Raw genomic sequence first — 25,891 nt, 5'->3', positions numbered from 1 at the left:
AATACTAGAATCCCTGTGTCTTCCAAGTTCCGATCAAATTGGGAGTAAGTAGTCGGACAAAAGTTTTGGGTGCTGTATAAAGTTTTGTAAATATTGACCAAACCTTTTGGTGTAAAGGTTACAAGGATTTTACAGTTTTTGAGACAGTACTGTTTATTTATGTCCGACTACTTAGATTAAAGTGGCAGAACAGATGAACTATGTACTATCAGAGCAAGCTAAAACCCATGAGGGGGCTATAGCTTTACTACAAATGCTCTGCATCAGTGACATGCTCCCGGTAAAAACTCTCGCCCAGACCTCTGCAAGGCCGCCAAGATTAAAGGCTTTCCCACTTGGGAGAAAAAACTTAGTTGGCATTTTACGGTACAACACGCTACTATAAGTAGGTTGTCAAGGTAACTCAGCTGAGCAAGTACATTAAACCCCAAAGAAGCCGCTAAGTTGCTAGGGGTTAACGTCAGGACTTTAGCTAGATCGGAAAAGCCAGGAATTATCCAAGGGATTAAAACACCATCTCGACAACGGAGACAAGAATTGTCCGGAATTATGCTCAGAGCCTTCAAAACCAAGTTAAAATTGAATAACAAACAGAAAACCTTGATGGCTCAACACGCCGGTTATTCAAGATGGATTTGGAATTGGGCGCTCCGGATTTGGAACGAGGCTGATAAAGAGGGCCTAAAACTTTCGACTAACAAGCTCAAAAAATTCTACACCAATCATGTTAAGCCTCAATATCCGTGGCAATCTACTCTAAGTTCAAGGGTTTATCAATTCGCCTTTATGTACTTAGGGGAAGCGTTCAAACGATTTTTTCAAGGTACGTCTCAACATCCTAAGTTCAAGAAAAAAGGTAGAAATGATAGCTTTACTCTTGATAACTGCGGAAGGATAATGGAGTTTTCAGGAACTCGATTAAAACTTCCCTTTATTGGATGGGTCAGTACATACGAACCTTTACCGGAAATCCAGACTAAGAGAGTCACAATCACTCGAGTAGCTGATTCTTGGTATCTGTGTGTAGCCTACGAGTTTGAACCTGAACAAACCGTAAAATCTAGAGAATATCTGGGTGTTGATGTTGGGGTTAAAGTTCTTGCCACTTGTTCAGATGGAACGGTTTTTGAAAACCCAAGAGCTTATAAAAAAGCTAAGAAAAAATTAGCTCGACTTCAACGAGAATTATCTAGAAGAAAGATAGGTTCTAAAAACAGATATAAAACTCAACTGAAGCTAGCAAAAGCTCATCAAAGGGTCGCTAACATCCGGAAAGATGCAATCCATAAACTAACCTCCTGGCTATGCAAGAACCACGCAGTCATTGGGTTAGAAGATTTGAATGTTTCCGGCCTGTTGAAAAACCACAAGCTGGCGGGTGCAATCGCTGATTCTGCATTCTATGAGATTCGTCGTCAACTCGAATATAAATCCGAGTGGTACAGTTCAGAATTAGTGTTTGCAGATAGGTTCTATCCATCAACTAAAACCTGTTCAAGCTGTGGCCATGTTCAACAAATGCCACTCAAAGAACGAGTTTTTGACTGTGAGGGTTGCGATTACATCGCTGATCGTGATCTCAACGCAAGTCTCAATTTAGAACGCTTAGCCGAGGGCTTCTCGGTGATCGCCTGTGTTAGTAAGTAGTGCCGACACCTTACCCAACCCAGCTATCTGGAGGAAGCAGGAAGTGAACTTCATTACGACGCTTGATGTCGTTTTGTATCCGTTTTACAGAGCAGATTAACGGTCAGTTGTATTTAAGGAAACAATCATTGCAGACGTTAGCCGATTTATCTGGTTACAAAGGTTCCCATAACTTTCAGAATTATGCTAGTCAAGCAGTGCCAGAACAGGAGTAAATCATGGCTTTTCAGGCAAACCAGCCATTGGCAGATTTCAATTTTGGTAAAAATAGGTTAGCTAAATGGCTGCTAAGACTACTCCTTTTGTGTCTCGTATTTGGAGGAGGCTATGCAGCTTATCGCCAGCGGGTTGCCCTGCCAAATCAACAAGCAAAAACCCAAACGCAAACTGTATCGGTAGAAAAACTGAACCTAGCGGTCACAGTTTCTGCTAATGGCGTCATTGAGCCCGAACGTGCGATTAATCTTAGCCCCAAAACTACAGGATTGCTGAAAACTCTGTTAGTCAAGGAAGGCGATCGCGTACAAAAAGGGCAAATTCTTGCCTATATGGATGACTCCAATCTCACCGGGCAATTAACTCAGGCAGAAGGACAACTAGCTGAGAGACAAGCAAATCTGCAAAAGTTGCTAGCTGGCAATCGTCGAGAAGATATTGCCCAAGCTCAAGCACAACTGGCTGAGGCACAAGCAAATTTGCAAAAGTTGCTGGCTGGCAATCGTCCAGAAGATATTGCTCAGGGCTTGGCACGATTAGAAAAAGCACAAGCAAATCTGCAACAAGCTGAAGATGACCTCCAGCGCAAGCAGGAATTAGCAACGGCTGGTGCTATTTCTGTGGAAGATTTTAATCAAGTCCGGACGGCCCGTGATACAGCCGAAGCAGGGGTAAAAGAAGCCAAGCAAGCTTTGCTACTCCTAAAAGCAGGGGCACGGCCAGAAGACATTGCTCAAGCCCGGGCTAGAGTGATGCAAAGACAAGAAAGTTTGAAACTAGCCAAAGCAGGGGCACGGCCAGAAGACATTGCCCAAGCCCGGGCTAGAGTGATGCAAGCCGAGGGGGCTGTGCAAAATGCCAAGGCGCAGATAGCAGATACGGTAATTCGCGCTCCTTTCACTGGCATTGTTGCTAGGAAGTATGCCGATCCAGGTGCCTTTGTCAGCCCGACTACCGCAGGTAGTTCTGTCTTATCCGCTACCTCTTCTTCAATTTTGTCCCTAGCTTCTAGTAACCAGGTAGTAACGGCATACGTAGCAGAAAGTAATATTTCCAAAATCCGCTTGGGACAAGACGTCACTATTACTGTTGATGCTTACCCAGGAAAAACCTTTACCGGACAGGTGGCACAAATTGCTGCCCAGGCAGTTATAGAACAGAATGTTACCAGCTTTGAGGTTAAGGTGGCCATTGTCTCGGATTCAGAACAACTTCTGCGTTCTGGGATGAATGTCCATCTGGAGTTCAAAGTAGGCACACTCTTAAATGCTTTGGTGGTACCGACAGTGGCAATTGTCCGCCAGGAGAATGCTACAGGTGTGTTTGTAACAGGAGAAAATAATCAAGCTATCTTCACTCCCATAGTGACTGGCGTTACTGCTAATTACAAAACAGAAGTCAAATCAGGTTTGCAGGGAACCGAAAGAGTGTTTATAAATTTCCCAGAAGGGTTCCGACCGCAATCGATTACCCCACCTCCTTTTCCCGGTTCACGTTCACGTTCACGTTAATTACAAGGTGTACAAAAATGGCTACACCAGTTCAGATTCGCTTTAGTACAGCATCCACTGTAGAAGTCTTAGTCATGGCCCTGGAGGCTTTGTGGAGTAACAGATTACGCACAGGGCTGACCATGCTGGGTGTCATTATTGGGATTGCCTCGGTAATTGCTATTACTTCCCTTGGTCAGGGAGTGCAAAAGGCAACCGAGCAGCAATTACAGGGTTTGGGTACAAATGTCATGCTGGTGTTCCCTGATACTCCCAGAAATAGTCGCATCAATCTAGGTAGTACTGGTAGGGGAACACGTTTAAATTGGGAGGATGCACGGGCAATTAAAGAACAGGTGACTACGGCTAGTGCGGTGTCTGCATTCTTGCAAAAGCCTAATGTCTCCGTAGTCTATGGTGGCAAGAATATATTAACTACTGTCATCGGTACGGATTTGAGTTACCCGGAGGTCAAGAACATCTATCCCCAGTCGGGGCAATTTTTTAATCAGGATGATTTGCTCTCTAGTAAATCAGTGGTTGTTCTTGGTTCTAAATTACGGGAACAACTGTTTGAACCGGGGGCAAATGCAATTGGTGCCAATATCCGCATTCAGGGAGAGCGTTACATCGTTATTGGTGTTATGGAATCTAAGGGTGCGGTAGGAAGAATAGACCAAGATAATCAAATATATATTCCCTTGACGACTATGTCGGCGCGACTTATTGGTAATAATGCCCTAGCCGGGATTGCCATCAATGGGTTGTGGTTGAAAGCCTCTGATGAGTCGAGTTTAAGTGCAGCTCAATTTCAAGTTACCAATCTCTTGCGCTTGCGCCATAATATTTATCCACCCCAAGCCGATAATTTTAGAATCATTAACCAAACAGACATGATCAATACCTTAAATAATGTGGTGGGTTTATTTACGGTGATGGTGGGAGCAGTTGCTGGAATTTCTTTAGTTGTTGGCGGCATTGGTATTGCCAATATTATGTTGGCTTCTGTTGTGGAACGAAGGCGAGAAATTGGCATTCGTAAAGCACTAGGAGCTACCAAATCAGCAATTCTCAAGCAATTTTTAGCAGAAGCTGTCGTGGTTTCTGGTGTGGGGGGAGTGATTGGCATGGGATTCGGAATAGCCTTGGCTTTCAGTGCAGCCACTATTTTACAATTTCCGTTTGTGCTTTCTCTGTGGTCAGTCATTTCTAGTTTTGGACTGTCTTGTATTGTGGGATTACTAGCTGGAGTAATACCTGCAAATAATGCCGCCAAATTAGACCCAATCGTTGCTTTACGGACTGATTAATAAGGATCAGTGTAGGAATTGTGATAATTTTTGTTCCCTGGTAAGCATTCAGCATTCAGCCGTCAGCCGTGAGCTAAAAGCTCACGCTACGCGAACAGCTTTGTGGCACAGGCTTCAACGCTGTGACATAACTCAGATACGAAAGCTGACCTGTTTTCTTGATGCAGTCGCTCATGGGGGAAACCCCCAAGACCGCGCTGCATCGCTTATTCAAAAGCTGAACGCGCACGCGTGTGCGTAGCACATAAGCTGATAGCTGATAGCTGATAGCTGAATGCTTACGTTCCCTACTCCCTACTCCCTACTCCCTACTCCCTACTCCCTACTCCCTACTCCCTGTTCCCTGTTCCCTGTTCCCTTTGCTAAAACTATAGGATGAAAAACTATGATTTGGATGGAAGCGATTACTAAAATTTATGATATGGGGGAAGTCCAGGTATCAGTTCTGAAGGGAATAAACCTGTCAATTAAAGAGGGAGAATACATTGCCATTATGGGGGCTTCTGGTTCTGGAAAGTCCACATTAATGAACATTATTGGTTGTCTCGATCGCCCAACTACCGGACGCTATGCCCTTGAAGGCAGAAACCTCACAACCCTACATGATGACGAACTTGCCTATATCCGCAATCAGCGCATTGGCTTTGTGTTTCAGCAATTCAATCTCTTGCCTCGCTCTACAGCCCTTGAGAATGTTATGCTACCCATGGTCTACGCCAATGTACCTAAACCCAAACGACGCCAACGGGCAATGCAAGCCTTGAGTCGAGTGGGTTTGGGCAACCACCTTAACCACCGTCCTAGCCAACTTTCTGGGGGACAACAACAACGGGTTGCCATTGCCCGTGCTTTAGTCAATCGCCCCGCTTTGCTGTTGGCAGATGAACCTACCGGAGCCTTAGATACCAAAACCTCCCAGGAAGTCATGGATCTGCTTGGGGAATTAAACCAGCAAGGCATCACCATCGTGATTGTTACTCACGAACATGATGTAGCTGCCCAAACCCAACGACTTATTCAGATGCAGGATGGTTTGGTAGTAGATCGGGATGACCAAATGTCTCTAAAATCTATTAGTCTTAATACTTAGAGCGGTTTTGAATTGGATGAGGTATAAAGTTCTGGGTTCTAGGGAGCAGGGAGTAGGGAGCAGGGAACAGGGAACAGGGAACAGGGAACAGGGAACAGGGAACAGGAAAAAAAACCTGTGTACCTCATAGCTATGAAAAAGGCTGTAGTAATCAAGCTCTAGTAACAGGAGGAGTTACCCAACCAAAATGCAAGCGTTAAGAGAATTGGTATATAGCGTTGATCATACTTATGAGGTACAGTCAATTTTCTTACCCCTACTCCCTACTCCCTACTCCCTACTCCCTTATGTTGCTGAACTTCCCATTTTCAACCAGCAAAAAATTTCCTCTGCTGTCAACTGAAGGTCGATACCATCTAACACCACTAGAGAGTCACTTACCTGAAACAATTCCGGTTGTTGGTTAGGTAGAAAAATCAAAATCGAGCGGTCATAAGGGTCAATTAGCCATCCTAGTTGAGAACCATGTTTTAGACAATGTAAAATATTACCTATTACTCGGTTTGAACTCTGGCCTGGAGAGATAATTTCAATAGTCCAGTCTGGAGCAATAAACACATCATCTACAGGCTCCCCTACATCATCAAATTCAATCTGGTGCCAGCCAATAACTGCTATATCGGAAACAATTGACCGTCCGCCAAAAGTACATCGTAGCTCTGGGAAAGCGTAGGCAATTTGCCCTTCCTCAACAACAGAATTAATTGTACTCGTCAACTTGCTCTGAAGTCTGGAGTGGCGAGTTTTAGGCATTGGTTTCTGACTAATTTCACCGTTAATATATTCCCTAGGGGGTTTGGTCTCTGGAAGTTCCAGAAACTCTTCGAGAGTCAAAGGTAAGGAAGCTATCTTTACCATTGGCAGCTAGTTCGAGAAACAGATTTGACCATACTATAGCAATTCTCAATCGGGTTGGTTTTATAGCAATTATCTTTCCTCATGAGGTACAAATTTTTGGGTTTTAGGGAACAGGGAACAGGGAACAGGGAACAGGGATAAGGAAGCAATAAACAGTAAGCAGTAAGCAGGGAATAGGTAATAAGGAAACCAAATTTTTGTACCTCATAGCTATCATAAACTATATATCATGTCGAGATAATTACCCTTAATAAAAATCTCCCCATTTCCCCATCTCCCCATCTCCCCATCTCCCCATCTCCCATCTCCCCATCTCCCCATCTCCCCATCTCCCCATCTCCCCATCTCCCCATCTCCCCATCTCCCCATCTCCCATCTCCCCACACTTCCCACCCTCCGCACACTTCCCACCCTTACCCTGTTCCCCACAACTGCCACAAAGTCATATAATTGCCTAGGCGAAAGGCAAATGCCATACGTCCTCCACCGAATAAAATCGCGGGTTTCCAAACTACCGGAATTATTTCATGACCAATAAAAAGTATCGAATACTAGCTATTACTGACCATCATACCCACGGGGGAATAAGTTCAATCTATCCCCTACTCAGAACTATGGCTAAACATCCTGTTTGTGACTCTATTCAAGTGGCAAGCAGGGGAAATCCCAAAAATAAGGAATTTTTCTATGACTATACTTCCACTGAGTTAATGAGTTTGCTGGTTGACGATAACTTTGTTCCTCAAGAAAGCGGGGAACAATTTTTAAATGCCAGCATCAAAACAGACTTTAAAGATCATGATTTGATTTTTCTCAGGATAGACCGACCAGTACCCGATGAGTTTTTTGAATTCATCACCAGTCATGTACCCGAAGATAAAATCATTAATCGTCCATCAGGAATCCAAAAAACAGATACAAAGGGGTCTCTTCTGAACTTTCCTGAACTGTGCCCGCCGATGAAACTTTGCAGTACTTTGGAGGAAATTTTAGAATTTAACCAAAAGTTTCCCATCGTCTTAAAACCTCTGCGCAGCTATGGCGGTAAAGGTATTATCAGGATAGTTGATGACCAGGCTTGGGAAGGGAATAAGCAATACTCCCTTGATGACTACAAGTCAGTCATTGAAGAAAGCTTAAGAGATAGTGGTGACTATTTAGCCATGAAGTACTTAAAAAATTACAGCAAAGGTGATAAGAGAGTGCTAGTGGTGAATGGTAAAGTTACAGGAGGTTTTCTCAGGATTCCTAAAGAAGACTCTTGGATCTGCAATATGTCAGCAGGGGGTTCTACAACTGTTGGCGAACCGGATCAAGACGAAATAAGAATTGCCGAAACGATTATTCCTAGTTTCTTGGAGCAAGGCATAGTCATTTTTGGCTTCGATACATTAGTGGATGACGATGGCAAGCGAGTTTTATCTGAGATTAACACATTAAATGTTACTGGTTTAGAAGAAGCCCAAACCCACTCAGGAAAACCAGTAGTTCAAGAGTCATCTGATTTAATGTGGTCTTATATTTGTGAACATATTGGATAACTATAACATTTGTATCTGGGTTGTAAACACACGAATTGCCGAAAAAGGCAAAAGGCAAGAGGCATGCATGCTAGAGCAACCCACCCCTAACCCCTCCCAGGAGGGGAAAGAGATCCCGGTGCATCTCATATTTGTAAAAAAGTTGCGTAGGGTGCGTTAGGGGGAGCCTCATTTTCCGCCTCTAGCCCTTGGTTATGTTGCTGCCCGTAACGCACCACCTTGTCAAACAACTTTTAGGAGATGCACCCAAGAGATCCTCAGTTGTATTGTCCAAGAAAAAAAAGACCTCCTAGGTTTACATCTCAAATACAAACGCTATATCCATAGGAGCGGAGGAAATGCGGTAGTGGTAGACAAGTAGTGATTTTAGCTCCCGTTACCTTGACAAGACTGTAGCCAAATCACTACATCTTTACCACTACCGCCACAGGTTTTATTGGGTGCATCTCCTAAACGCTGTTTGGGTGGTGCGTTACGGGGAGGGCTGTCCTAACCTTGACTACGAGGCGGAGAGGGCTCCCCCTAACGCACCCTACGCAATATTTTAAAATATGAGATGCACCCGTTTTATTGGAGATATAATGTAAATATGACTATGTAAAAAAAATCATTATGGCTACTATTATTTCTCCATCAAAACTCAGCCTTAGTGACGTAGAAGATAAATTTAAGCTCCAAGAAGTAATGGAGCCAGAGTTTTTCCCAGAGTGCGTGGAAAACCTACCCCAACTAATTGAAATAGAAAGGCAAATGCTCGATAGAGCCAAAGCTAATTACAAGTACTTGTCTAAAGATTTGGTACTAGAAGACCTAGTTAAAATGGTTGTTGTTTCTCCTTTATTGGATTTGGCAGGATTTTACCAACCGCCTTTTAAAGTTAAAGCAGAGTATGAAGTGTCTTTACCCATTGAAGATAAAGATGAGGACACAATTGTCAAAGGACGTATTGATATTTTGGTGGCGATGCAGCGCGGTCTTGGGGGTCTCCCCCATGAGCGACTGCATCAAGACGCTAGCAAACCAATTTGGATAGCCGTTATTGAGTCCAAACGTTCTGCTGTTTCATTACAACCAGCAATTCCTCAAGCACTAGTTTACATGCTGAAGAGTCCCCAAACAGAGCAACCAACATTTGGTCTTGTTACTAATGGTGCCAGCTTTATCTTTATCAAGTTAGCTAAAGGCGAAACCCTACGCTATGCTTTATCAAAAGCCTTTGATATCTGGAATCCTGGCAATTATTTATATGATGTTTTGGGTATTTTGAAGCGTCTTGCTGCTGTGACGGCTAAGTCTTAGAGGAGACAACAAGGACTCCTCCAAGACAAAACTTATATAGCACTACGCATTAAAGTTAGGACATTGATAGAAGCTGAAAAGCTAATGTACGTCAACTTTTGCCTCTTGCCTTTTGCCTAAAGCCCTTGCGCGTAGCGCTATATCAGCTCTCACTTTCTAACTAAAACCTCTAGCTGTTTAGCTAAAATCTCAACATCGGGTGAGCGCATCATAGTATAATGGTCTCCAGGAATCCTGTAAGTTTCTAGACCGGTTGAATAGTTTGCAACGCTTCAATGTAGCAACTGGCCATATCCTCAATTCGGGTTAATGGTTCAGACTCACCAAATAAACCAGGGGATTGCAACCCGTAAAAGGGTTGGTTATTTCCTAGATAACGAGCCAACTGTGCATAACAAAGAACATTGCCCCCAACCGGATCAACACAGAACAAAGGAGGTAAGTTTCCTACCTTGTTAATAGGAACTAGGGGAGAATAAGATGGGTTCTAAGTGGCATTGATCAGAAGACTAGCTTGGTTTTCAATAGTCGGTTCCGTAAACAGGGTAATTAAAGGTAAATTAGTTCCAAACTGCTGCTTAATCCGAGCCATGAGATCAACTGCTAACAGGGAATGACCTCCAAGATCGAAGAAGTTATCGTTAACTCCAACTGAGTGGACATTAAGGAGATCAGACCAAATTTGGGACAGTTGCAATTCCAGGGAATTACGGGGTGAAACAAAGCCAGCTTCTTGAGGTCGATTAGATTGATCTAATTCAGGTAAGGCGCGCCGATCAACTTTGCCATTGGGGGTTAACGGGAATTTTTCCAAGAAGGCAAAGCCAGAGGGAATCATGTAATCGGGTAATTTTTGTTTCAGAAACTGTCGCAATTGGCTACTAGTTAGATCTTCTTGCTCGGAAACAATATCAGCCACGAGACGTTTTTGATCGGCTTGGTCTTTCCTGGCCACAACCACTGTTTCCCGCACAGCTGGATGTTGACCTAAGACAGCTTCAATTTCTCCAAGTTCGATGCGGAAACCGCGAATTTTGACCTGATTATCAATGCGACCTTTATAATCAATATCACCATTGGGCAAATAGCGGGCTAAATCTCCCGTCTTATAAAGCCGACTTTCTTGTTTATGATTAAATGGGTTAGGAATAAACCGTTCATTATTCAACTGTTCGCGATTCAAGTACCCTCGCGTGACACCTGCTCCACCAACATACATTTCCCCTGTTACCCCAATAGGCACTGGTTGTAAGTTTTCATCGAGGATATACATCTGTAAATCGGGAATTGGACAACCAATCGCACTGCCGTTGCTGTTAAGGTCGTTTATTGTTAGAGGTCGATAAGTAACATGCACAGTTGTTTCTGTAATACCATACATATTTACTAACTGTGGAGTTTTATCCCCATACTGCTCAAACCATGGCTTCAAGCTCTGTAAATCTAAGGCTTCTCCACCAAAAATAACTAGTCGTAAATTTAGTTGTGCTTGTGTGTTGTGCGATTGTTCAACCTGAATCAGTTGGCGAAAAGCAGATGGGGTTTGGTTGAGTACTGTTACATTCTCGGAACACAGCAAGTCGTAGAAGCTTTGAGGATCTCGACTTGTCCAGTAGGGGACAATCACAAGCCGTCCACCATAAAATAAGGCTCCCCAGATTTCCCAGACTGAAAAGTCAAAAGCAATGGAATGGAAATTAGTCCAAACATCATTGGCATTGAAGTGATACCAAGACTGAGTGGCTGCGAATAAACGAACCACATTTTTGTGTTCGACTAAAACTCCTTTGGGTTGTCCGGTAGAACCAGAAGTGTAGATTGCATAAGCCAAATTATCCGAACCTACCCCAACCTCAAGATTCTCCTGAGTGTGTTGCTCTATTGTTCCCCAATCACTATCCAAACAAACCACCCGTGCAGTATGTGATGGCAAAGATGACAACAACTGCTGTTGAGTCAACAACACTTCCACACCCGAATCGGCCAAAATATAACTCAGACGTTCTGCTGGATAATTGGAGTCCAGGGGTACATAAGCACCACCAGCCTTGAGTATCCCCAACAGTCCCACTATCATTTCAATGGAACGTTCCACACAAATACCCACCAATACTTCTGGTCTGACTCCCAGTGAAAGCAGGTGATGTGCTAGTTGGTTGGCTCTTTGATTTAATTGCTTGTAAGTTAGTTGCTCCCCATCAAACACCACAGCTACAGCATCAGGGGTTTTCTCTACCTGCTGCTCAAATAACTGATGGACACATTTATCTTGGGGATAGTCACTATCAGTATTATTCCATTCCACCAATAACTGCTGGCGTTCGGCTGCTGTCAGTAACGGTAACTTTGAAACTTGTGCTTGTGGATTAGCAACAATACCTTCGAGCAGAGTTTTGAAATGCCCTACCATCCGGACAATAGTTGGCTGATAAAATAAATCGCTATTGTATTCTAACTTGGCCTCAATTCCCGACCCGGTTTCTTCCATTAATAGGGTCAGATCAAACTTGGCTATAGCACTTTTTAGTGATAATGGAGTTAATGTCAAACTAGCAAACTTCTGCTTCTGAATTGGGGCTTGCTGAAACACAAACATTACTTGGAATAGAGGGCTATGGCTGAGGGAGCGCTCTGGTTTTAAAACCTCCACCAGTTGCTCACATGGCACATCTTGATTAGCGTAAGCTTCCATTGCACAACTACGCACCCTAGCCAGTAATTCCAAGAAACTAGGATTACCCGATAAATCATTACGCAGCACGATAATATTAGCAAAGAAGCCAATTAGGGGTTCCATTTCTGGGCGGGTGCGGTTAGCAATAGGAGAAGCAATGGCAATATCATCATTGGAGCTATAGCGGTAAAGTAACGTTGCCCAGGCTGCCAGTAGTGTCATGTACAACGTTGCTCCTGAAGCTTGGCTTAAGGCTTTCAGTTTCTCAGTTAACTCACCATTGAGTTCAAAGTCCAAGCTACTACCTTGGTGAGTTTGTACCGGAGGACGGGGGCGGTCTGTCGGCAATTCCAGCAGTGCTGGTATTCCCGCTAACTGTTGTTTCCAGTAGTTCAGTTGATTTTCCAGCACCTCCCCAGTAAACCATTGACGCTGCCAACTGGCAAAGTCCCTATACTGGATGGGGAGTTCTGGTAGTGGGGAGGGTTGTTGTGAGCAAAAAGCCGAATAAAGTGCCGATAATTCTTCAATAAATACTCCCATTGACCAACCATCCCAGATAATGTGGTGAATGGTTAGCAGCAGGATATGTTCCTCTTGACCTAGGCGCAATAAACTTACTCTCAACAAAAGCCCTTCAGCTAGATCAAAGGGACGTTTAGCTTCTTTAACTGCTAACTGTTGGAGCTGGGCAAACTGTTCTGGTTCGGTCAACTGTTGTAAGTCAACGATGGGTAACGTTATCTTCAGGTGAGGTGAAATAACCATTACTGGAGAACCATCCACCATCTTAACGTTGCTACGCATAACCTCATGACGGTTGACAATTTCTGTTAAGACTTGTTCTAGGATCGTCACATCAACAGAGCCACGCAAATGCAGAGCAGTTTGCTCGTTGTAGGCAGAAAGACTTTGTTCGATTTGTTCCACAAACCACAGTCGTTGCTGAGGAAAAGATAGGGGTAATTCTTCTTCCTTGTTAACCAGTTTTATGGGAGGTAACAGCTGATTATGTTTATTTGTGGTGTCTAAAATATTCTGGCTGAGTTTAGCGATGGTAGGGTCTTCAAATAAGTAGTGTAAAGGCAACTCTACTGAGAAAGTATTCCTGATTCTCGACAGCAGTTGGATTACTTGTATTGAATCTCCTCCCAAATGAAAGAAGTTGTCGTAAATACCGATTTCTTCTAATCCCAACACTTCAGCCCAAATACTGGCCAAGATCTCTTCTGTGGGAGTACGAGGAGCAACAAAATCAACTACCAAATCGCGACGAGACTTATTTGGTGCAGGTAGAGCCCGTCGGTTTATTTTACCACTAGGTGTCAGAGGCAGTGCTTCCAAAACTACAAAAGCAGCAGGAATCATATAATCCGGGAGCTGTTCTTGTAAGAAATTGCGTACTTGGGACACCAGCTGAACTTGCTCTGTTTCCACAGGTGCAGATTCGGATTGTCCAGGTACAAGATAAGCCACTAAACGTTTGTCTTGGTTATCTTCTCTAGCTAAAACCACAGCCTGCTTCAGGTTGGGGTGTTGGCTTAGCAATACTTCAATTTCCCCTAGTTCGATACGGTAACCCCGAATCTTAACTTGGTCATCCAAACGACCCAGAAACTGGATATTACCATCCGGTAGGTAGTGAGCCAAATCCCCCGTTTTGTAGAGGCGATCGCTCTGAGTATTTACCTTGTTCAAGGGGTTAGAAATAAATCTTTGGGCAGTTATTTCCGGTCGGTTCAGGTAGCCTCGCGCTAGACAAACACCACCGATGTATAATTCCCCCTCCACTCCAGCTGGAACTGGTTTTAGGGACTGATCAAGAAGATAAATCTCGGTATTGGCAATAGGACGACCAATGGCAGGAAGTGCTGGCCAACTGCTTGGGGAACCTTTTAGCGTAAAGGAGGTGACCACATGAGTTTCCGATGGGCCATAGTGATTGTGTAGGGTACAATCGTTTAGCTTCTCGAACAAGTTAGCGATCGCAGGAGTAATCTGCAACTGTTCCCCTGCGGTAATTACGTGACTCCCAAAGCTGAAAGCCCCGTGTTTTTAAACCGGGGATGAAAGCTCGTAGCGACTTTAGTCGCCGTGAGAAAAATCTCGATTAGTACTCGACACTTTTATATAAAATCGCTATAATAAAAACATGTCGAAGGAGGTCGAATTTCGATGATAATTCTAGAGTTTAAAGCCAAGGGTAAAGAGTCTCAGTATTCAGCTATAGACGAAGCCATTCGGACTGTCAAATTCATCCGAAATAGCTGCATTCGTATGTGGCTGGACAATAAAGGGACAGGGAAAAGTGACCTTAGCCGGTACTCCAAAATACTGGCTAAAGAATTCCCTTTTGCCAATGAATTAAACTCTACTGCCCGTCAGGCTGCATCTGAAAGGGCATGGTCATCGATTGTTCGATTTTACGATAATTGCAAGAAAAAAGTCCCAGGTAAAAAGGGTTTCCCAAGATTCCAGAAACGTACTCGGTCTGTCGAATACAAGAAGTCAGGGTGGAAATTATCCCCTGACAAGAAGTCGATAACATTCACGGACAAAAAAGGGATCGGAAAACTTAAACTCAAAGGCACCTGGGATTTATGGCGCTTCGACAAGAAGCAAATTAACCGGGTTCGGATAGTCAAACGATCTGATGGGTACTACGTTCAATTTTGCGTTGCAATTAACGTGAAAGAAGAAGTAGAGCACACAGGCGAGATTATTGGCTTAGACGTGGGACTTAAAGAGTTTTACACGGATTCCAATGGCCACTCTGAACCCAATCCCCGATTCTATAGAAAAGGGGAGAAACGTTTAAAGTTTTATCAACGCCGAGTTTCTCGGAAAAAGAAAGGCTCATCCAATCGTAGGGTGCGGCTTGTTCTGAGTAGGAGCCTCCTGAGAAAGGAGGGGTATAACTCAGGGAATCGCGGGGTTAAAATCCCAAAAATTCTAACTGTCTGTTGGATGGTGGTGAAAACCCACCCCATTAAGAGATATGTGACTCCTTATCTGGCCACACCGAGCAGGTGACATCCTAGCAGAGTGAAGCTGGCAACAGGGCGGAATCAGAGGTAAATCAGATGTGCCACACTGCCGCTAACAGGGAGACGACATGGGTAACAGTAGTAAAAGTCCTGAAAAAGTGTCTAATTGGAAAGCCGCAATCTGACTAGTACATGCGAGACTTGATTCCTTAATCCTCACGGTATTCTCTTGCGGATAACCGTAATCTCCGAGGAAGGAATAGGCAAATTGGACTGCCCTAAATCGTCATAACAATCTAACAGATGGAACAAGTAAAAACGGCAGCAATACAGGTCTGTAGGCGGGTCGAACCTACGGTAAGAGATGTCACTCCTAATCCCTACTGCCGGGTAGGATGTGGGCTAACAACTGCCCACGGGTATTCAGAATACACAAACTAATGGAGAGCATTGTTAGACACATGGGCAACCATAGTGAACATTGGAAAGGTCAGAAGTGGAAGAAACTCCGACAAAACCTATTCCGCCTACAGAAGAGAGTGTACAAAGCGGTTCGAGCTGGAGACCTCAAGAAAGCTAGGTCTTTACAAAAACTGATATTGAAATCCCGTGCTGCACAGCTCCTAGCTGTACGTCAAGTCACACAACTAAACAAGGGTAAAAGAACAGCTGGAATTGACGGAAAGTCAAAACTCAATTTCAGGGAACGCATGGAACTGGTTGAAACATTGAACCGTCACGGCCACGACTGGAAACATGACGGACTACGAGAAAAACCAATCCGTAAAAAGAACGGGAAAACTCGGATGTTGAAGATACCAACCTTAGCCGACCGAGCATGGCAATGTCTAGCAAAATTTGCATTAGAACCAGCCCACGAAGCTACATTCAGTGCAGATAGCTATGGATTTAGAACGGGCAGATGTGCCCAGGATATCCAAAAACGTCTATTCAATCATTTGAAATCAAACGTTAACGGAATCAATAAAAGAATCATAGAACTAGACATTAAGAAATGCTTTGACCGCATCTCACACAGCTCAATAATGGATAGATTGCTAGCCCCCGCGTGCCTAAAACAGGGGATTTTCAGGTGCTTAAAAGCGGGCATCAATCCGGAATTCCCAGAGCAAGGAACACCCCAAGGCGGTGTGGTAAGCCCCCTATTAGCAAATGTGGCTCTAAATGGCATAGAAGATATTCACACAAGCCTGCGATACGCAGACGATATGGTGTTTATACTGAAACCAAAAGATAACGCAGCAACAATACTGGAAAAAGTCAAGAAATTCTTGACTGACCGAGGGATGGAAATAAGTGAAGAAAAGACCAAACTAACACGGGCGACAGATGGATTTAACTTCCTGGGGTGGAGATTCCGCGTCAGAAAAGACGGAAAGTTCTCATGCGTTCCCTCAGAGGATAATCACAGAGCAATCCGTCAGAAGATTAAAAACATAGTCAACAACTCGAATTATGGTGCCAAAATAAAAGCACAGAAATTAGCACCCACCGTTCGCGGATGGCGTAACCACCACAACAGCTGTGACATGAGCAGCCCAAGGGATAGCCTATGGTTCATGAACCGGACCGCAAACCGAAAATTCCGAAAGGAAAAGAAAGTAAATCGGTACCAGGCCAACGAACTATGTAAAAAGGCATTCCCAAAAGTAGGTTACAAACAAAACCAACACGTAAACGTAAAAGGGACTAAGTCACCTTACGACGGTGACTTAGTCTACTGGAGCAAGAGAAACTCTAGACTCTACTCCGATGCTACTTCCAAAGCACTGAAAAGGCAAAACCATTCCTGTGGACACTGTGGATTGAAGTTCTTAGAAGACGAGTCTGTACACCTTCATCACGTCGATGGAAACCACGACAACTGGAAAACGAAGAACTTATCAGCAGTTCACCAGAGCTGCCACCAACAGATACACTGGAGCAAGCCAAAAGGCCGGTCAAAGACCGAGTTTACCCAGGAGCCGTGTGAGGGGAAACTTTCACGCACGGTTCTGGAGCGGAGGTGCCCCGGATAATACCGGGCATCGACCGTAACAAAGCGATTAATAGACTAAGCAGACAGCATCTTAAAATAAGTAGGCAGCGTGAAGAACATGCAAAGAGACTTGCACGTTGCGTAATCCGGTCTAACGATCTGGTCGCCTACGTTCGCGAAGCGTGCCGAAGGCAAGATTTAAGAGTTAAGAATCTGGTAAAAAATCACTGTCTCGCTAAGTCCATCAATGACGCTGGTTGGTATCAATTCAGGAAATGGTTAGAGCACTTTGGAGCTAAATTTGGCAGGATGACTGTTGCTGTCAATCCTGCCTACACTAGCCAGAATTGCTCTGAATGCGGTGAAACTGTCAAGAAATCGCTATCTACTAGGACTCATGTCTGTGAATGTGGGTGCGAACTTGATAGAGACCATAACGCCGCCATTAATATCCGAAATCGAGCCATAAGTACGACGGGGCACGTCGGAACTTGGATTATTAATCCGAACGCTTCAGGAGATTTGGCCTCTACTGTTCTTGATTCCGGTCAGGTTCAGCAAGCCGAGTCATTGAGTGAAGAATCCCCGTCTCTTTAGAGCGGGGAGTGTCAATTCCCGTAGACTTGCCGGAAATACTCCGAAAGTCTCGGCCACTTCAGCGATTTGCTGCAAAGCCACAAAGGGAAGAAATAGTCGGGCAACCTCTTGTTCTGCGAGTAAATTTAACAGAAATACTGGGTCGCGCCGCACGTCTTCCGAGATTAAAACCAGTGTTCCCCCTGCACACCAGGTCGAGAAAATTTCTTGGAAGGAAACATCAAAACTGATCGGGGCAAATTGCAGTGTTTTGCTATCGTTGGCAACTACAGTATTTTCCAGCTGCCACTTGATCAGATTAACTAGGGAAAGGTGGGGCATGGCTACCCCTTTCGGCTTACCTGTAGAGCCCGAAGTGTAGATAATATAAGCCAAATTATCAACTGTCAGGCTGCTAGTAGGATTTTGTTCCTTATCGGTAGAGATGATTTCCCAATCTGTATCTAAACAAATTACACTAGCTTGATGTTTCGGTAATTGAGAGACTAATTGGCTTTGAGTGAGCAATACCGATGCCTGGGAGTGGTCAAGCATGTAGGCTAGGCGCTCTGGGGGATAAGCGGGGTCTAAGGGCACATAAGCTCCACCTGCTTTGAGAATTGCCAACAGTCCCACCACCATCTCAACAGAACGCTCTACACAAATCCCCACTAACACGTCAGGTTCGACGCCCAAAGTTTGTAAATGGTGCGCTAATTGATTCGCTTTACTATTGAGGGCTCGGTAGGTTAGCTGCTGGTCTGCAAAGACTACAGCAACTGCGTCCGGTGTTCGTTCTACTTGTGCTTCAAATAGCTCCGGAATACAACGGTAGTTATCTTGCTGATTATTAATCTTAAGGTTCATCACAAAAATTTTTCCTGCTTTCTATACTTTCCACGGGCATAAACTGGGGATTTTATATCGTATAGTCCCGCTGTTTTGGGGGGCTGGTTCTGATTGTTAATGAGCTTAATTTATGACCCTGAGTAGTATAACACTTGACCTGCGAATAGAGAAGTAGACTGTCGAATCTGGATAATAATCGTGAATTAAAATATCCCATTATCGCCACTTTGTCAAACCTATATAGCGTTTATCGTAGCTATGAGGTACACATTATTTTTTACCTCTTCCCACTTCCGACTTACCTCTTTCATGCTCCCTGATCCCTGCTCCCTGCTCCCTGCTCCCTAAAAACCAGAGATTTGTACCTCATGGGTATAAGACTTGCTCTAAGATGCCATTGATAGAATTTCTCATAGTAATAAGGTATACAGGATTGTTTGCCTGTTACCTGATCCGAAGTTGCCTAAACTGCCAATATTTTAGTAATTAAATAATTACTAAATGCTATAATATAACTTATATTTTTTTGAAAAAAATTAGCAATATAAACTAACTATGTCAACAACAAAAAATGGCGCTGAATACTATTATGATAAATTTGCAGCCAAGTATGACGAGGTGTTAAAGGCACCCAGTTCTAATGTACAGTATGTCAATGAAGCCGTTAAAATTTTCCATGGACATAATCACCATCAAGGCAGTGTTTTAGATATTGCTTGTGGGACAGGGATCCTAAGTGAGTTGTTGCAAGGAGAGTTTGACTATACAGGGATTGATATTTCCAGTAAAATGCTAGATTATGCGGCCAAAAGAGGGTATACAACCATCCACAAACCCATTGAAACAGCACTTGTTGAAATTGATAGCCAGTCCTACGATTTTGTTTTTTGTTTAAGTTCGTTACTGTTTGTGGAAGACGTCGCAACAGCTATTAAACAGATGAATCGGATTGCCCGCCAAACGATTATTTTTAGCCTTGATGAAACAACAGAGGAATATATTCAAAAGGTGCCTATTCCAGTTTATGACCACTCGAAAATTGTAATCGACAATGCCATTGAAGATTATTTTATTGTAGGTTGGAATTCTCCCAGCCAAGGGATTACAATCCGAACTCGTATGATTTATATTGAAGCAAATAAATAGAATCGAGAATCGGGAATCGGGAATCGGGAATCGGGAATCGGGAATCGGGAATCGGGAATCGGGAATCGGGAAACAAGATTGTTTCTATCATTCCAGATAGCGTCACTTAGACCGGGAACAAAAACTCTACCGGTTGTGGGGGAGATGATGCGTTCGCAAAGCGGTTCCGAAGGAACATCGCGAAGCGGTTCCCCTGAATCAAAATCGGGTGCATCTTCTAAAAGTTGTTTGACCCAGCAGTGGTGCGTTACGGGGCAGCAACCTAACTCTGGCTACGGAGCGAAACATGAAGGCCCCCCTAACGCACCCTACACGACTCCCGACTCCCGACTCCCGACTCCCGACTCCCGACTCCCTACTCCCTACTCCCTACTCCCTTTCCTAAAGCCTGAGCCCAAACCCCTAATCACTGAATTTTTTGCCAAAATACTAGAGTTGAAATCGTTAAGTCAGTAAAGGTAGTAAGCATGGACACCGTCCGCGAGTTGCATAAACAGCTAATCAACAAAGAACGCTCAGCTGTAGAAATCACCCAAGAAGCCCTAGATAAGATTCAAGCCTTAGAGCCTCAAGTCCAAAGCTTCCTCCACATTACCTCAGACTATGCTTTAGAACAGGCCAGTCAAATAGATGCCAAAATCGCAGCTGGTGAAGAGCTCCCGACCTTGGCCGGTATACCCATTGGCATCAAAGACAATATGTGTACCCAAGGGATTCCCACCACCTGCGGCTCCCGGATTCTGGCCAAGTTTGTCCCACCCTACGAGTCAACAGTGACCCAAAAACTGAAAGATGCTGGGGCAGTAATGGTAGGTAAAACCAACTTGGATGAATTTGCCATGGGGAGTTCTACGGAAAACTCGGCTTTTAAACTTACTAAAAACCCTTGGAATTTATCCCATGTCCCCGGCGGCTCCTCCGGCGGCTCAGCGGCAGCCGTAGCTTCTGGGGAATGTCCCATTGCTCTGGGTTCTGATACCGGTGGTTCTATTCGTCAACCGGCTTCTTACTGTGGAGTAGTTGGCATGAAACCGACCTATGGATTAGTATCGCGCTATGGTTTAGTGGCATTCGCATCGTCCTTAGATCAAATTGGACCATTTGCTCGCACTGTAGAAGATGCCGCTATTTTACTGAATGCGATCGCAGGATATGACCCCAATGACGCTACCAGCCTCAAAGTAGACATTCCCGACTACACCCAATTCCTGAAACCAGACCTAAAATCTAACGGTAAAGTTAAGATTGGCATTATTACAGAAACCTTTGGAGAAGGCTTAGACCCAGTAGTAGAGAAAGCAGTCACTAAAGCCATTGATCAGCTCAAAGACTTAGGTGCTGAGATTCAGGAAATTTCCTGTGCCCGATTCCGGTATGGTTTGCCTTGCTACTACATCATTGCTCCGTCAGAAGCATCAGCAAATCTAGCTCGCTACGATGGGGTTAAATATGGCTTACGGGCATCAGATGCTGACAATCTCCTTTCTATGTACACCAAAACCCGTGCTGAAGGGTTCGGTCCAGAAGTCAAGCGCCGGATTATGCTAGGAACCTATGCCCTATCCGCTGGTTACTATGATGCCTATTATCTCAAAGCCCAAAAAGTTCGTACTCTGATTAAACAGGATTTTGAGGCAGCCTTTGACAAGGTCGATGTGCTAGTTTGTCCCACAGCTCCCTCCACAGCGTTTAAAGCTGGGGAAAAGACAGAAGACCCTTTAAGTATGTATCTGACTGACCTGATGACTATTCCAGTTAATCTGGCTGGGTTACCAGGGATGAGTATACCCTGTGGCTTTGATGAACAGGGATTACCAATTGGGATACAGTTGATTAGTAATGTATTGCGGGAAGACCAGCTATTCCAAGTAGGTTATGCTTATGAACAAGCAACCGAATGGCATCTCAGCCAACCGGTTTTGAAGCATGAAGGATGAAGTATGACGATAATTGATTATGTTGATTGTTGCAGGATTTATAGCGATCGCTTACGCCTTAGTTTGTACCTCCGTGTTGCTGTTGCAAAATCGGCTAATATTTTGTCCTTCCTCAGGGATTGAAAATACACCAGCTGACTTTGGTTTGCCTTACGAAGAGCTTTGGTTACCAATATCCAATAAGGGTAAGGTTGAGAAAATTCACAGCTGGTGGATTCCCTCTGACTCACCAGACAGTAAGGTGATGCTATATCTGCACGGTAATGCCTGTAATATTGGGTCATATCTTGAAATTGCCCAACGGTTACATCAGGTCGGTTTATCGCTGCTCCTGATTGACTACCGAGGCTATGGTTGCAGCGAGGGGAAATTTCCTAGGGAATCCCAACTTTATCAAGATGCTCAAGTAGGTTGGGATTATCTAGTCCAACAACGAGGCATCAATCCCCAAGATATTTTTGTCTATGGTTATTCCTTAGGGGGAGCAATCGGGATTGATCTAGCGGTGCGTAATCCAGAAATGGCAGGGTTGATTTTGGAAGGCTCATTTACTTCCATGCGGGATATGGCAGATTATGAGGGAAAATATGGTTTCTTGCCGATCAATCTTCTGCTTACCCAGCGGTTTGACTCAATTAATAAAATCAAGTCAATCCAAACACCTATATTCTTAATCCATGCCATTAATGATACCACAGTGCCTGCTAGGATGAGTCAAGTCTTGTTCGATGCTGCTACAGTTCCTAAACAGCTTTGGCTAGTTCCTGATGCAGGTCACAATGATTTGACCACTGTTGCTACTTCCGAATATCAGCATAAAATTCGGGAATTTGTAACACAGGTTTATGCAGAAAAAGCTATAGCTTAGCACTCTAGTAGTAAGCATATGCGCTACGCGCACGCTGCGCGAACAGCAGTCAGCGGTCAGCGGTCAGCCTAATGCTTAAAATAAACTCAGCGTAGCGTGCGCCAATCCGCAATGGGCAAAGGATAGAATTTAATAGTTCGATATTAATGAGACTTGAAAGTCTGGGGAAAAGTCCATCATAAGCATATGCTGATAGCTGATAGCTGATAGCTGATAACTGATAGCTTACCTCTAGTATTTAGCCCTATAGTATTTAAGGGTTTTTTCTAATCCCGCCACAAAGCAATACCCCCCAATAACCCAGCGACATTGGGCACTACTTTTACATTGGGGGGTAGCTCAAAGTTAATTTTTTTGGCTTCACCACCACCAATGTAAAGGTAATTATAATTAAACAAACGCTCCAGGCATGCGATCGCTTTTTTGAGACGGTTATTCCATTTCTTCTTACCGTCTTTCTCTAAGGCCGCTCGCCCCAACTGTTCTTCGTAGGTTTCCCCTTTACGAAAAGGATGGTGTCCCATTTCCAGATTTGGCACCAGCTTGCCATCCACAAATAAAGCAGAACCAAACCCTGTGCCTAGGGTAATTGTCAATTCCACTCCCTTGCCAGTAATTGCTCCTAATCCTTGGACATCCGCATCATTAGCTACCCGCACCGGTTTGCCTAAGCGTTGAGATAGGGTAGTAGCGAGATCAAATCCCTGCCAATCCGGATCAAGGTTTACCGCCGTATAGGTTATCCCATTGCGCACCACTCCAGGAAATCCCACCGATACCCGTTCAAAATTCCCTTGTCCGAGAGCTAGGGATGCGATCGCATGAATAATAGCATCCGGCTTAGGAGGTTGGGGTGTTTCTAAGCGACTACGTTGGGTGATGGGATTACCCACTTCATCTAATACCATCACCTTAACGCCACTGCCACCAATATCTACGGTCAGGGTATGGATTGGGCTATTGTTTTGATTCATGAGGTATTTTGGTCCACGGTTCACGGTTTACTGTCAACAGTCAACAGTCAACAGTCAACGGTCAACGGTCAACAGTCAACAGTCAACGGTCAACGGTCAACGGTCAACAGTTAACAGTCAACAAGAAACAAAAAACATTATCGATTAAAAAGACCTAACTTATGCTTGTAATAGTTTTTGCCTAGCACGTTCAGCACGAGCTGGAGCACTAGCCATTACCTCTGCCATCTTTTCGAGCATTTCTCCTGGGTAATTTTCTAAAACCCTGGTAGACATAGAAATACGACCTTTGCCTTCATCCAAGTTAATAATCATTACCTGGATCACTTGACCGATTTCAAACACCTTGGAGAGGTCTTCAACAAAACTTTGGCTTACTTGCTTAATGTGTAGCAAGCCATTGGTTTGATTAAAGTCCACAAACACACCAAAGGGCTTGATCGCAGCTACTTTACCTTCCACTAATTGTCCCACTTCTAGCTCAGAGAAAGTAGCAGCACGCACAGCTTCCCGCTGAGAAAGCACTAGCTTATTGCGATCGCGGTCAGCTTCTAGGAAAGTAACTGTTAGTTTCTGACCAATCAAGGAATCTAGATTGTCGTGCTGACTCAAGTGCGATCGCGGAATGAATCCCCGCAATCCCCGCACATCCACGGTGACACCACCTTTATTCACTCCAGAAACCCGGACATCTAATGATTTTCCATTGTCTTGGAGTTCAACTAACCCATCCCAAACCTGCTTAATCTCCAGCTGACGCCGGGAAAGGGTAACTTGACCATCGGCATTCTGCTCCCGAATAATCAGGAAATCCATTTCCTCATCCAAGGGCAGTACTTCCGACCAATCCTGATCCAATTCTAAGGAAACTTCACGAATTGGTAGATAAGCCAGGGACTTACCACCGATGTCTACATAAGCACCATCGCTTTCGTAGTTATTTACTCTGCCACGTACCACCTGTCCCTGTTTAAACTCATAGTCGTATTCTTCTAGGGCTTGAGCAAAATCATCCATAGAAAAGGATGAATTGCTGGTGGTGGAAGAGGTTGATTTCGAATTCATGATAATTAACGGTTTTAAATCAGTAATGATTTCTGATATGGGATTAGTTGGTTAAAAAGTTGGAAAGCAAGACCATTTAGTTAAGTTTTTCCCTAAACAGCTGCAAAACGTTAGCCCACGCATCAGTAGCTGCTTCTTCATTGTAGCTAGCCCGTTGGTCACAGAAAAATCCGTGGTCTGCCCCATCGTAACGAAAGACACGATAATTAATTTTATTTTTCTCAAGAGCAGCTTCAATCTGATCAACCTCTTCTGCTGGAATGCTAGCATCTTCCATGCCAAAGAAACCATAGAGTGTACCGTTAATCTCTGGTGTGCGAGTAATAGTTGATTCACCATCGCCAGGAGTCATAGTAGTAATCCCAGCGCCATAAAACGAAGCAGTAGCTTTAATATCGGGTAAGGTAGCAGCCAGATAGGCAACATGACCGCCGAAACAAAAGCCAATAGAGCCGATGGGGTTATCTTGCACAGGGGTTTGACTCCTCAGGTAATCGATCGCCCCTTGGATGTCTCCTAGGAGTTCCGCTGCTCTGGTTTGTGCCTTGTATTCCTTGCCAATCTTAATGTCTTCAGTGGTGTAACCTGTCTCAAAACCTGGGGCAAGGCGTTGATAGAGTGCGGGAGCGATCGCAACATAGCCTTCTTTGGCAAACCGTTCTGTGATATCCCGGATATGGCCATTCACCCCAAAAATTTCTTGCAGCACCACAATTCCAGGAAGAGGTGTTTCTGCCACCGGCATTGCCAGGTAAGCTGCTATGTCTAGATCACCATTGACCACCTTGACGGTAATGGTACGAATTTCCCTATGTGTCATAATCGATTTGGAAGGATCTGAAGCTCTTGCTTGGCAGTTATAGATGCTAAGCTAAAGGTTTTCTTGGCTTTCTGAATTCAGCGCCAATTCTACAGCAGTAGCTTAACTCTAGATTATACCTGTATTTAGGAAATAAATAATAAGTTAATTAACTAGCTTACTTAATTGGATAATTCAGTATAGTCCAGAGTATCACTTTAAATTATATTGATTTTTATTGATTTTTATTGACTTGGTTATTTGGGATATAAATTAGTTATAATTAGCTGATTTTTTTTAAAGCTAATAGCTATCAGCTGTCAGCTATCAGCTATTAGCTAATGCGCTACAGATGGTGCTACTTGAGATGGTATCAGCTGTCAGCTATCAGCTGACGGCTGTTCGCGAAGCGTGCGCGTAGCGCATATCCTTACTACCGAGACTTTGAATTCGAGAAAATCTCGAAGGATTAAATTCTCCCAAATCTTAGTTTAAGCTAACCGCACCTCAAGTAGCGTGAGCTTTTAGCTCACGGCTGACAGCTGAATCCTTACATTCTAGGTGAA

The 25,891-nt window shown here is 44.1% G+C and carries 24 protein-coding genes and 1 pseudogene; 16 read left to right on the top strand and 9 right to left on the bottom strand.

Features of this window, described 5'->3' with window-relative positions; translation table 11 throughout:
* Positions 1 to 549 precede the first annotated feature (549 nt).
* The 5 genes from BJP34_RS04180 to BJP34_RS04165 all read left to right on the top strand — a co-directional run bounded on the left by BJP34_RS04180 (position 550) and on the right by BJP34_RS04165 (position 5,753).
* The gene (locus BJP34_RS04180) at positions 550 to 1,647 is read left to right on the top strand and encodes an RNA-guided endonuclease InsQ/TnpB family protein (protein ID WP_070396485.1); all 1,098 of its coding nucleotides are present in this window, start codon (positions 550 to 552) and stop codon (positions 1,645 to 1,647) included.
* A 65-nt stretch (positions 1,648 to 1,712) separates the two neighbouring features.
* Positions 1,713 to 1,862: a hypothetical protein gene (locus BJP34_RS42335; protein WP_158516997.1), complete on the top strand. Its 150-nt coding sequence runs from the start codon at positions 1,713 to 1,715 to the stop codon at positions 1,860 to 1,862.
* Positions 1,863 to 1,865: 3 nt separating this feature from the next.
* Positions 1,866 to 3,374: an HlyD family secretion protein gene (locus BJP34_RS04175; RefSeq protein WP_070391259.1), complete on the top strand. Its 1,509-nt coding sequence runs from the start codon at positions 1,866 to 1,868 to the stop codon at positions 3,372 to 3,374.
* 17 nt (positions 3,375 to 3,391) lie between these two features.
* The gene (locus BJP34_RS04170) at positions 3,392 to 4,663 is read left to right on the top strand and encodes an ABC transporter permease (protein WP_070391258.1); all 1,272 of its coding nucleotides are present in this window, start codon (positions 3,392 to 3,394) and stop codon (positions 4,661 to 4,663) included.
* A gap of 385 nt (positions 4,664 to 5,048) precedes the next feature.
* Positions 5,049 to 5,753, top strand: coding sequence for an ABC transporter ATP-binding protein (locus tag BJP34_RS04165; protein ID WP_070391257.1), 705 nt, complete (start codon positions 5,049 to 5,051; stop codon positions 5,751 to 5,753).
* A gap of 285 nt (positions 5,754 to 6,038) precedes the next feature.
* On the opposite strand, the gene BJP34_RS04160 is transcribed toward BJP34_RS04165, so the two are convergent.
* Both BJP34_RS04160 and BJP34_RS42330 read right to left on the bottom strand, forming a co-directional pair.
* Positions 6,039 to 6,611, bottom strand: coding sequence for a Uma2 family endonuclease (locus BJP34_RS04160; RefSeq protein WP_070391256.1), 573 nt, complete (start codon positions 6,609 to 6,611; stop codon positions 6,039 to 6,041).
* A gap of 213 nt (positions 6,612 to 6,824) precedes the next feature.
* Complete coding sequence (locus BJP34_RS42330) at positions 6,825 to 6,980, bottom strand: hypothetical protein (protein WP_158516996.1); 156 nt, start codon at positions 6,978 to 6,980, stop codon at positions 6,825 to 6,827.
* Positions 6,981 to 7,138: 158 nt separating this feature from the next.
* On the opposite strand from BJP34_RS42330, the gene BJP34_RS04150 reads away from it, so the two are divergent.
* Together BJP34_RS04150 and BJP34_RS04145 are read left to right on the top strand one after the other, a co-directional pair.
* Complete coding sequence (locus BJP34_RS04150) at positions 7,139 to 8,152, top strand: ATP-grasp domain-containing protein (protein WP_070391254.1); 1,014 nt, start codon at positions 7,139 to 7,141, stop codon at positions 8,150 to 8,152.
* Between the two features lie 612 nt (positions 8,153 to 8,764).
* Positions 8,765 to 9,451, top strand: coding sequence for a hypothetical protein (locus BJP34_RS04145; protein WP_070391253.1), 687 nt, complete (start codon positions 8,765 to 8,767; stop codon positions 9,449 to 9,451).
* 244 nt (positions 9,452 to 9,695) lie between these two features.
* On the opposite strand, the gene BJP34_RS04140 is transcribed toward BJP34_RS04145, so the two are convergent.
* The gene (locus BJP34_RS04140; RefSeq protein WP_070391252.1) at positions 9,696 to 9,884 is read right to left on the bottom strand and encodes a thioesterase domain-containing protein; all 189 of its coding nucleotides are present in this window, start codon (positions 9,882 to 9,884) and stop codon (positions 9,696 to 9,698) included.
* Positions 9,885 to 9,938: 54 nt separating this feature from the next.
* Positions 9,939 to 14,147 (bottom strand): non-ribosomal peptide synthetase, encoded by a 4,209-nt coding sequence (locus tag BJP34_RS04135; RefSeq protein ID WP_149030781.1) that lies wholly within the window; start codon positions 14,145 to 14,147, stop codon positions 9,939 to 9,941.
* A gap of 153 nt (positions 14,148 to 14,300) precedes the next feature.
* Between BJP34_RS04135 and BJP34_RS04130 the strand changes: the two genes are divergently transcribed.
* From BJP34_RS04130 to BJP34_RS04120, 4 genes and pseudogenes are all read left to right on the top strand, one after another.
* The gene (locus tag BJP34_RS04130) at positions 14,301 to 15,158 is read left to right on the top strand and encodes an RNA-guided endonuclease InsQ/TnpB family protein (protein ID WP_229424237.1); all 858 of its coding nucleotides are present in this window, start codon (positions 14,301 to 14,303) and stop codon (positions 15,156 to 15,158) included.
* Positions 15,159 to 15,415: 257 nt separating this feature from the next.
* Positions 15,416 to 15,553 (top strand): hypothetical protein, encoded by a 138-nt coding sequence (locus BJP34_RS42325; protein ID WP_158516907.1) that lies wholly within the window; start codon positions 15,416 to 15,418, stop codon positions 15,551 to 15,553.
* Entirely contained in the window at positions 15,553 to 17,151 is a 1,599-nt protein-coding gene (locus tag BJP34_RS04125; RefSeq protein WP_229424022.1) for a group II intron reverse transcriptase/maturase, read from the top strand. The genes BJP34_RS42325 and BJP34_RS04125 overlap by 1 nt, the downstream gene beginning before the upstream one ends.
* An 11-nt stretch (positions 17,152 to 17,162) precedes the next feature.
* Positions 17,163 to 17,708 (top strand): annotated as a pseudogene (locus BJP34_RS04120) (RNA-guided endonuclease InsQ/TnpB family protein); the annotation flags it as partial.
* Here BJP34_RS04120 and BJP34_RS04115 read toward each other — a convergent pair.
* Positions 17,679 to 18,554 carry an AMP-binding protein gene (locus BJP34_RS04115; protein ID WP_070391250.1) on the bottom strand — a complete coding sequence of 292 codons (876 nt, stop codon included), beginning with the start codon at positions 18,552 to 18,554 and terminating at the stop codon, positions 17,679 to 17,681. The pseudogene BJP34_RS04120 and the gene BJP34_RS04115 overlap by 30 nt on opposite strands.
* A gap of 537 nt (positions 18,555 to 19,091) precedes the next feature.
* Between BJP34_RS04115 and BJP34_RS04110 the strand changes: the two genes are divergently transcribed.
* A complete protein-coding gene (locus BJP34_RS04110; protein WP_070391249.1) occupies positions 19,092 to 19,682 on the top strand; it encodes a class I SAM-dependent DNA methyltransferase in 591 nt (196 codons plus the stop codon).
* Here BJP34_RS04110 and BJP34_RS48340 read toward each other — a convergent pair.
* Complete coding sequence (locus tag BJP34_RS48340) at positions 19,639 to 19,773, bottom strand: hypothetical protein (RefSeq protein WP_267876475.1); 135 nt, start codon at positions 19,771 to 19,773, stop codon at positions 19,639 to 19,641. The two genes, BJP34_RS04110 and BJP34_RS48340, sit on opposite strands and share 44 nt — an antisense overlap.
* 53 nt (positions 19,774 to 19,826) lie before the next feature.
* Here BJP34_RS48340 and BJP34_RS42320 point away from each other — a divergent pair, with 53 nt between their 5' ends.
* The 3 genes from BJP34_RS42320 to BJP34_RS04100 are packed head-to-tail and all read left to right on the top strand — an operon-like array spanning position 19,827 to position 22,487.
* The gene (locus BJP34_RS42320) at positions 19,827 to 20,138 is read left to right on the top strand and encodes a hypothetical protein (RefSeq protein WP_158516995.1); all 312 of its coding nucleotides are present in this window, start codon (positions 19,827 to 19,829) and stop codon (positions 20,136 to 20,138) included.
* Between the two features lie 11 nt (positions 20,139 to 20,149).
* Positions 20,150 to 21,619 carry an Asp-tRNA(Asn)/Glu-tRNA(Gln) amidotransferase subunit GatA gene (gatA, locus tag BJP34_RS04105; RefSeq protein WP_070391248.1) on the top strand — a complete coding sequence of 490 codons (1,470 nt, stop codon included), beginning with the start codon at positions 20,150 to 20,152 and terminating at the stop codon, positions 21,617 to 21,619.
* Between the two features lie 19 nt (positions 21,620 to 21,638).
* Positions 21,639 to 22,487: an alpha/beta hydrolase gene (locus BJP34_RS04100; protein ID WP_070391247.1), complete on the top strand. Its 849-nt coding sequence runs from the start codon at positions 21,639 to 21,641 to the stop codon at positions 22,485 to 22,487.
* A gap of 266 nt (positions 22,488 to 22,753) precedes the next feature.
* On the opposite strand, the gene BJP34_RS04095 is transcribed toward BJP34_RS04100, so the two are convergent.
* Positions 22,754 to 23,461: an ROK family protein gene (locus tag BJP34_RS04095; protein WP_070391246.1), complete on the bottom strand. Its 708-nt coding sequence runs from the start codon at positions 23,459 to 23,461 to the stop codon at positions 22,754 to 22,756.
* On the opposite strand from BJP34_RS04095, the gene BJP34_RS45400 reads away from it, so the two are divergent.
* On the top strand, positions 23,460 to 23,609 hold the full coding sequence (locus BJP34_RS45400; protein WP_168166494.1) for a hypothetical protein: 150 nt from the start codon (positions 23,460 to 23,462) through the stop codon (positions 23,607 to 23,609). The genes BJP34_RS04095 and BJP34_RS45400 overlap by 2 nt on opposite strands.
* A gap of 11 nt (positions 23,610 to 23,620) precedes the next feature.
* On the opposite strand, the gene BJP34_RS04090 is transcribed toward BJP34_RS45400, so the two are convergent.
* Positions 23,621 to 24,526 (bottom strand): S1 RNA-binding domain-containing protein, encoded by a 906-nt coding sequence (locus BJP34_RS04090; RefSeq protein WP_070391245.1) that lies wholly within the window; start codon positions 24,524 to 24,526, stop codon positions 23,621 to 23,623.
* Between the two features lie 76 nt (positions 24,527 to 24,602).
* A complete protein-coding gene (locus BJP34_RS04085) occupies positions 24,603 to 25,346 on the bottom strand; it encodes a dienelactone hydrolase family protein (protein ID WP_070391244.1) in 744 nt (247 codons plus the stop codon).
* Positions 25,347 to 25,891 lie beyond the last annotated feature (545 nt).

Source organism: Moorena producens PAL-8-15-08-1 (assembly GCF_001767235.1).
Lineage (GTDB): Bacteria > Cyanobacteriota > Cyanobacteriia > Cyanobacteriales > Coleofasciculaceae > Moorena > Moorena producens_A.
The sequence above is the reverse complement of the archived record's forward strand: the minus strand, read 5'-3'. Positions and strand labels throughout refer to the sequence as shown.

Bases quoted from the DNA above. Each gene is read 5' to 3' on its own strand.
- BJP34_RS04180 (WP_070396485.1), top strand. From the start codon at position 550: ATGCTCAGAGCCTTCAAAACCAAGTTAAAATTGAATAACAAACAGAAA.
- BJP34_RS42335 (WP_158516997.1), top strand. From the start codon at position 1,713: ATGTCGTTTTGTATCCGTTTTACAGAGCAGATTAACGGTCAGTTGTAT.
- BJP34_RS04175 (WP_070391259.1), top strand. From the start codon at position 1,866: ATGGCTTTTCAGGCAAACCAGCCATTGGCAGATTTCAATTTTGGTAAA.
- BJP34_RS04170 (WP_070391258.1), top strand. From the start codon at position 3,392: ATGGCTACACCAGTTCAGATTCGCTTTAGTACAGCATCCACTGTAGAA.
- BJP34_RS04165 (WP_070391257.1), top strand. From the start codon at position 5,049: ATGATTTGGATGGAAGCGATTACTAAAATTTATGATATGGGGGAAGTC.
- BJP34_RS04160 (WP_070391256.1), bottom strand. From the start codon at position 6,611: ATGGTAAAGATAGCTTCCTTACCTTTGACTCTCGAAGAGTTTCTGGAA.
- BJP34_RS42330 (WP_158516996.1), bottom strand. From the start codon at position 6,980: ATGGGGAGATGGGGAGATGGGGAGATGGGGAGATGGGGAGATGGGGAG.
- BJP34_RS04150 (WP_070391254.1), top strand. From the start codon at position 7,139: ATGACCAATAAAAAGTATCGAATACTAGCTATTACTGACCATCATACC.
- BJP34_RS04145 (WP_070391253.1), top strand. From the start codon at position 8,765: ATGGCTACTATTATTTCTCCATCAAAACTCAGCCTTAGTGACGTAGAA.
- BJP34_RS04130 (WP_229424237.1), top strand. From the start codon at position 14,301: ATGATAATTCTAGAGTTTAAAGCCAAGGGTAAAGAGTCTCAGTATTCA.
- BJP34_RS42325 (WP_158516907.1), top strand. From the start codon at position 15,416: ATGGAACAAGTAAAAACGGCAGCAATACAGGTCTGTAGGCGGGTCGAA.
- BJP34_RS04125 (WP_229424022.1), top strand. From the start codon at position 15,553: ATGGAGAGCATTGTTAGACACATGGGCAACCATAGTGAACATTGGAAA.
- BJP34_RS04115 (WP_070391250.1), bottom strand. From the start codon at position 18,554: ATGAACCTTAAGATTAATAATCAGCAAGATAACTACCGTTGTATTCCG.
- BJP34_RS04110 (WP_070391249.1), top strand. From the start codon at position 19,092: ATGTCAACAACAAAAAATGGCGCTGAATACTATTATGATAAATTTGCA.
- BJP34_RS48340 (WP_267876475.1), bottom strand. From the start codon at position 19,773: ATGATAGAAACAATCTTGTTTCCCGATTCCCGATTCCCGATTCCCGAT.
- BJP34_RS42320 (WP_158516995.1), top strand. From the start codon at position 19,827: ATGATGCGTTCGCAAAGCGGTTCCGAAGGAACATCGCGAAGCGGTTCC.
- gatA (WP_070391248.1), top strand. From the start codon at position 20,150: ATGGACACCGTCCGCGAGTTGCATAAACAGCTAATCAACAAAGAACGC.
- BJP34_RS04100 (WP_070391247.1), top strand. From the start codon at position 21,639: ATGTTGATTGTTGCAGGATTTATAGCGATCGCTTACGCCTTAGTTTGT.
- BJP34_RS45400 (WP_168166494.1), top strand. From the start codon at position 23,460: ATGAGGTATTTTGGTCCACGGTTCACGGTTTACTGTCAACAGTCAACA.
- BJP34_RS04095 (WP_070391246.1), bottom strand. From the start codon at position 23,461: ATGAATCAAAACAATAGCCCAATCCATACCCTGACCGTAGATATTGGT.
- BJP34_RS04090 (WP_070391245.1), bottom strand. From the start codon at position 24,526: ATGAATTCGAAATCAACCTCTTCCACCACCAGCAATTCATCCTTTTCT.
- BJP34_RS04085 (WP_070391244.1), bottom strand. From the start codon at position 25,346: ATGACACATAGGGAAATTCGTACCATTACCGTCAAGGTGGTCAATGGT.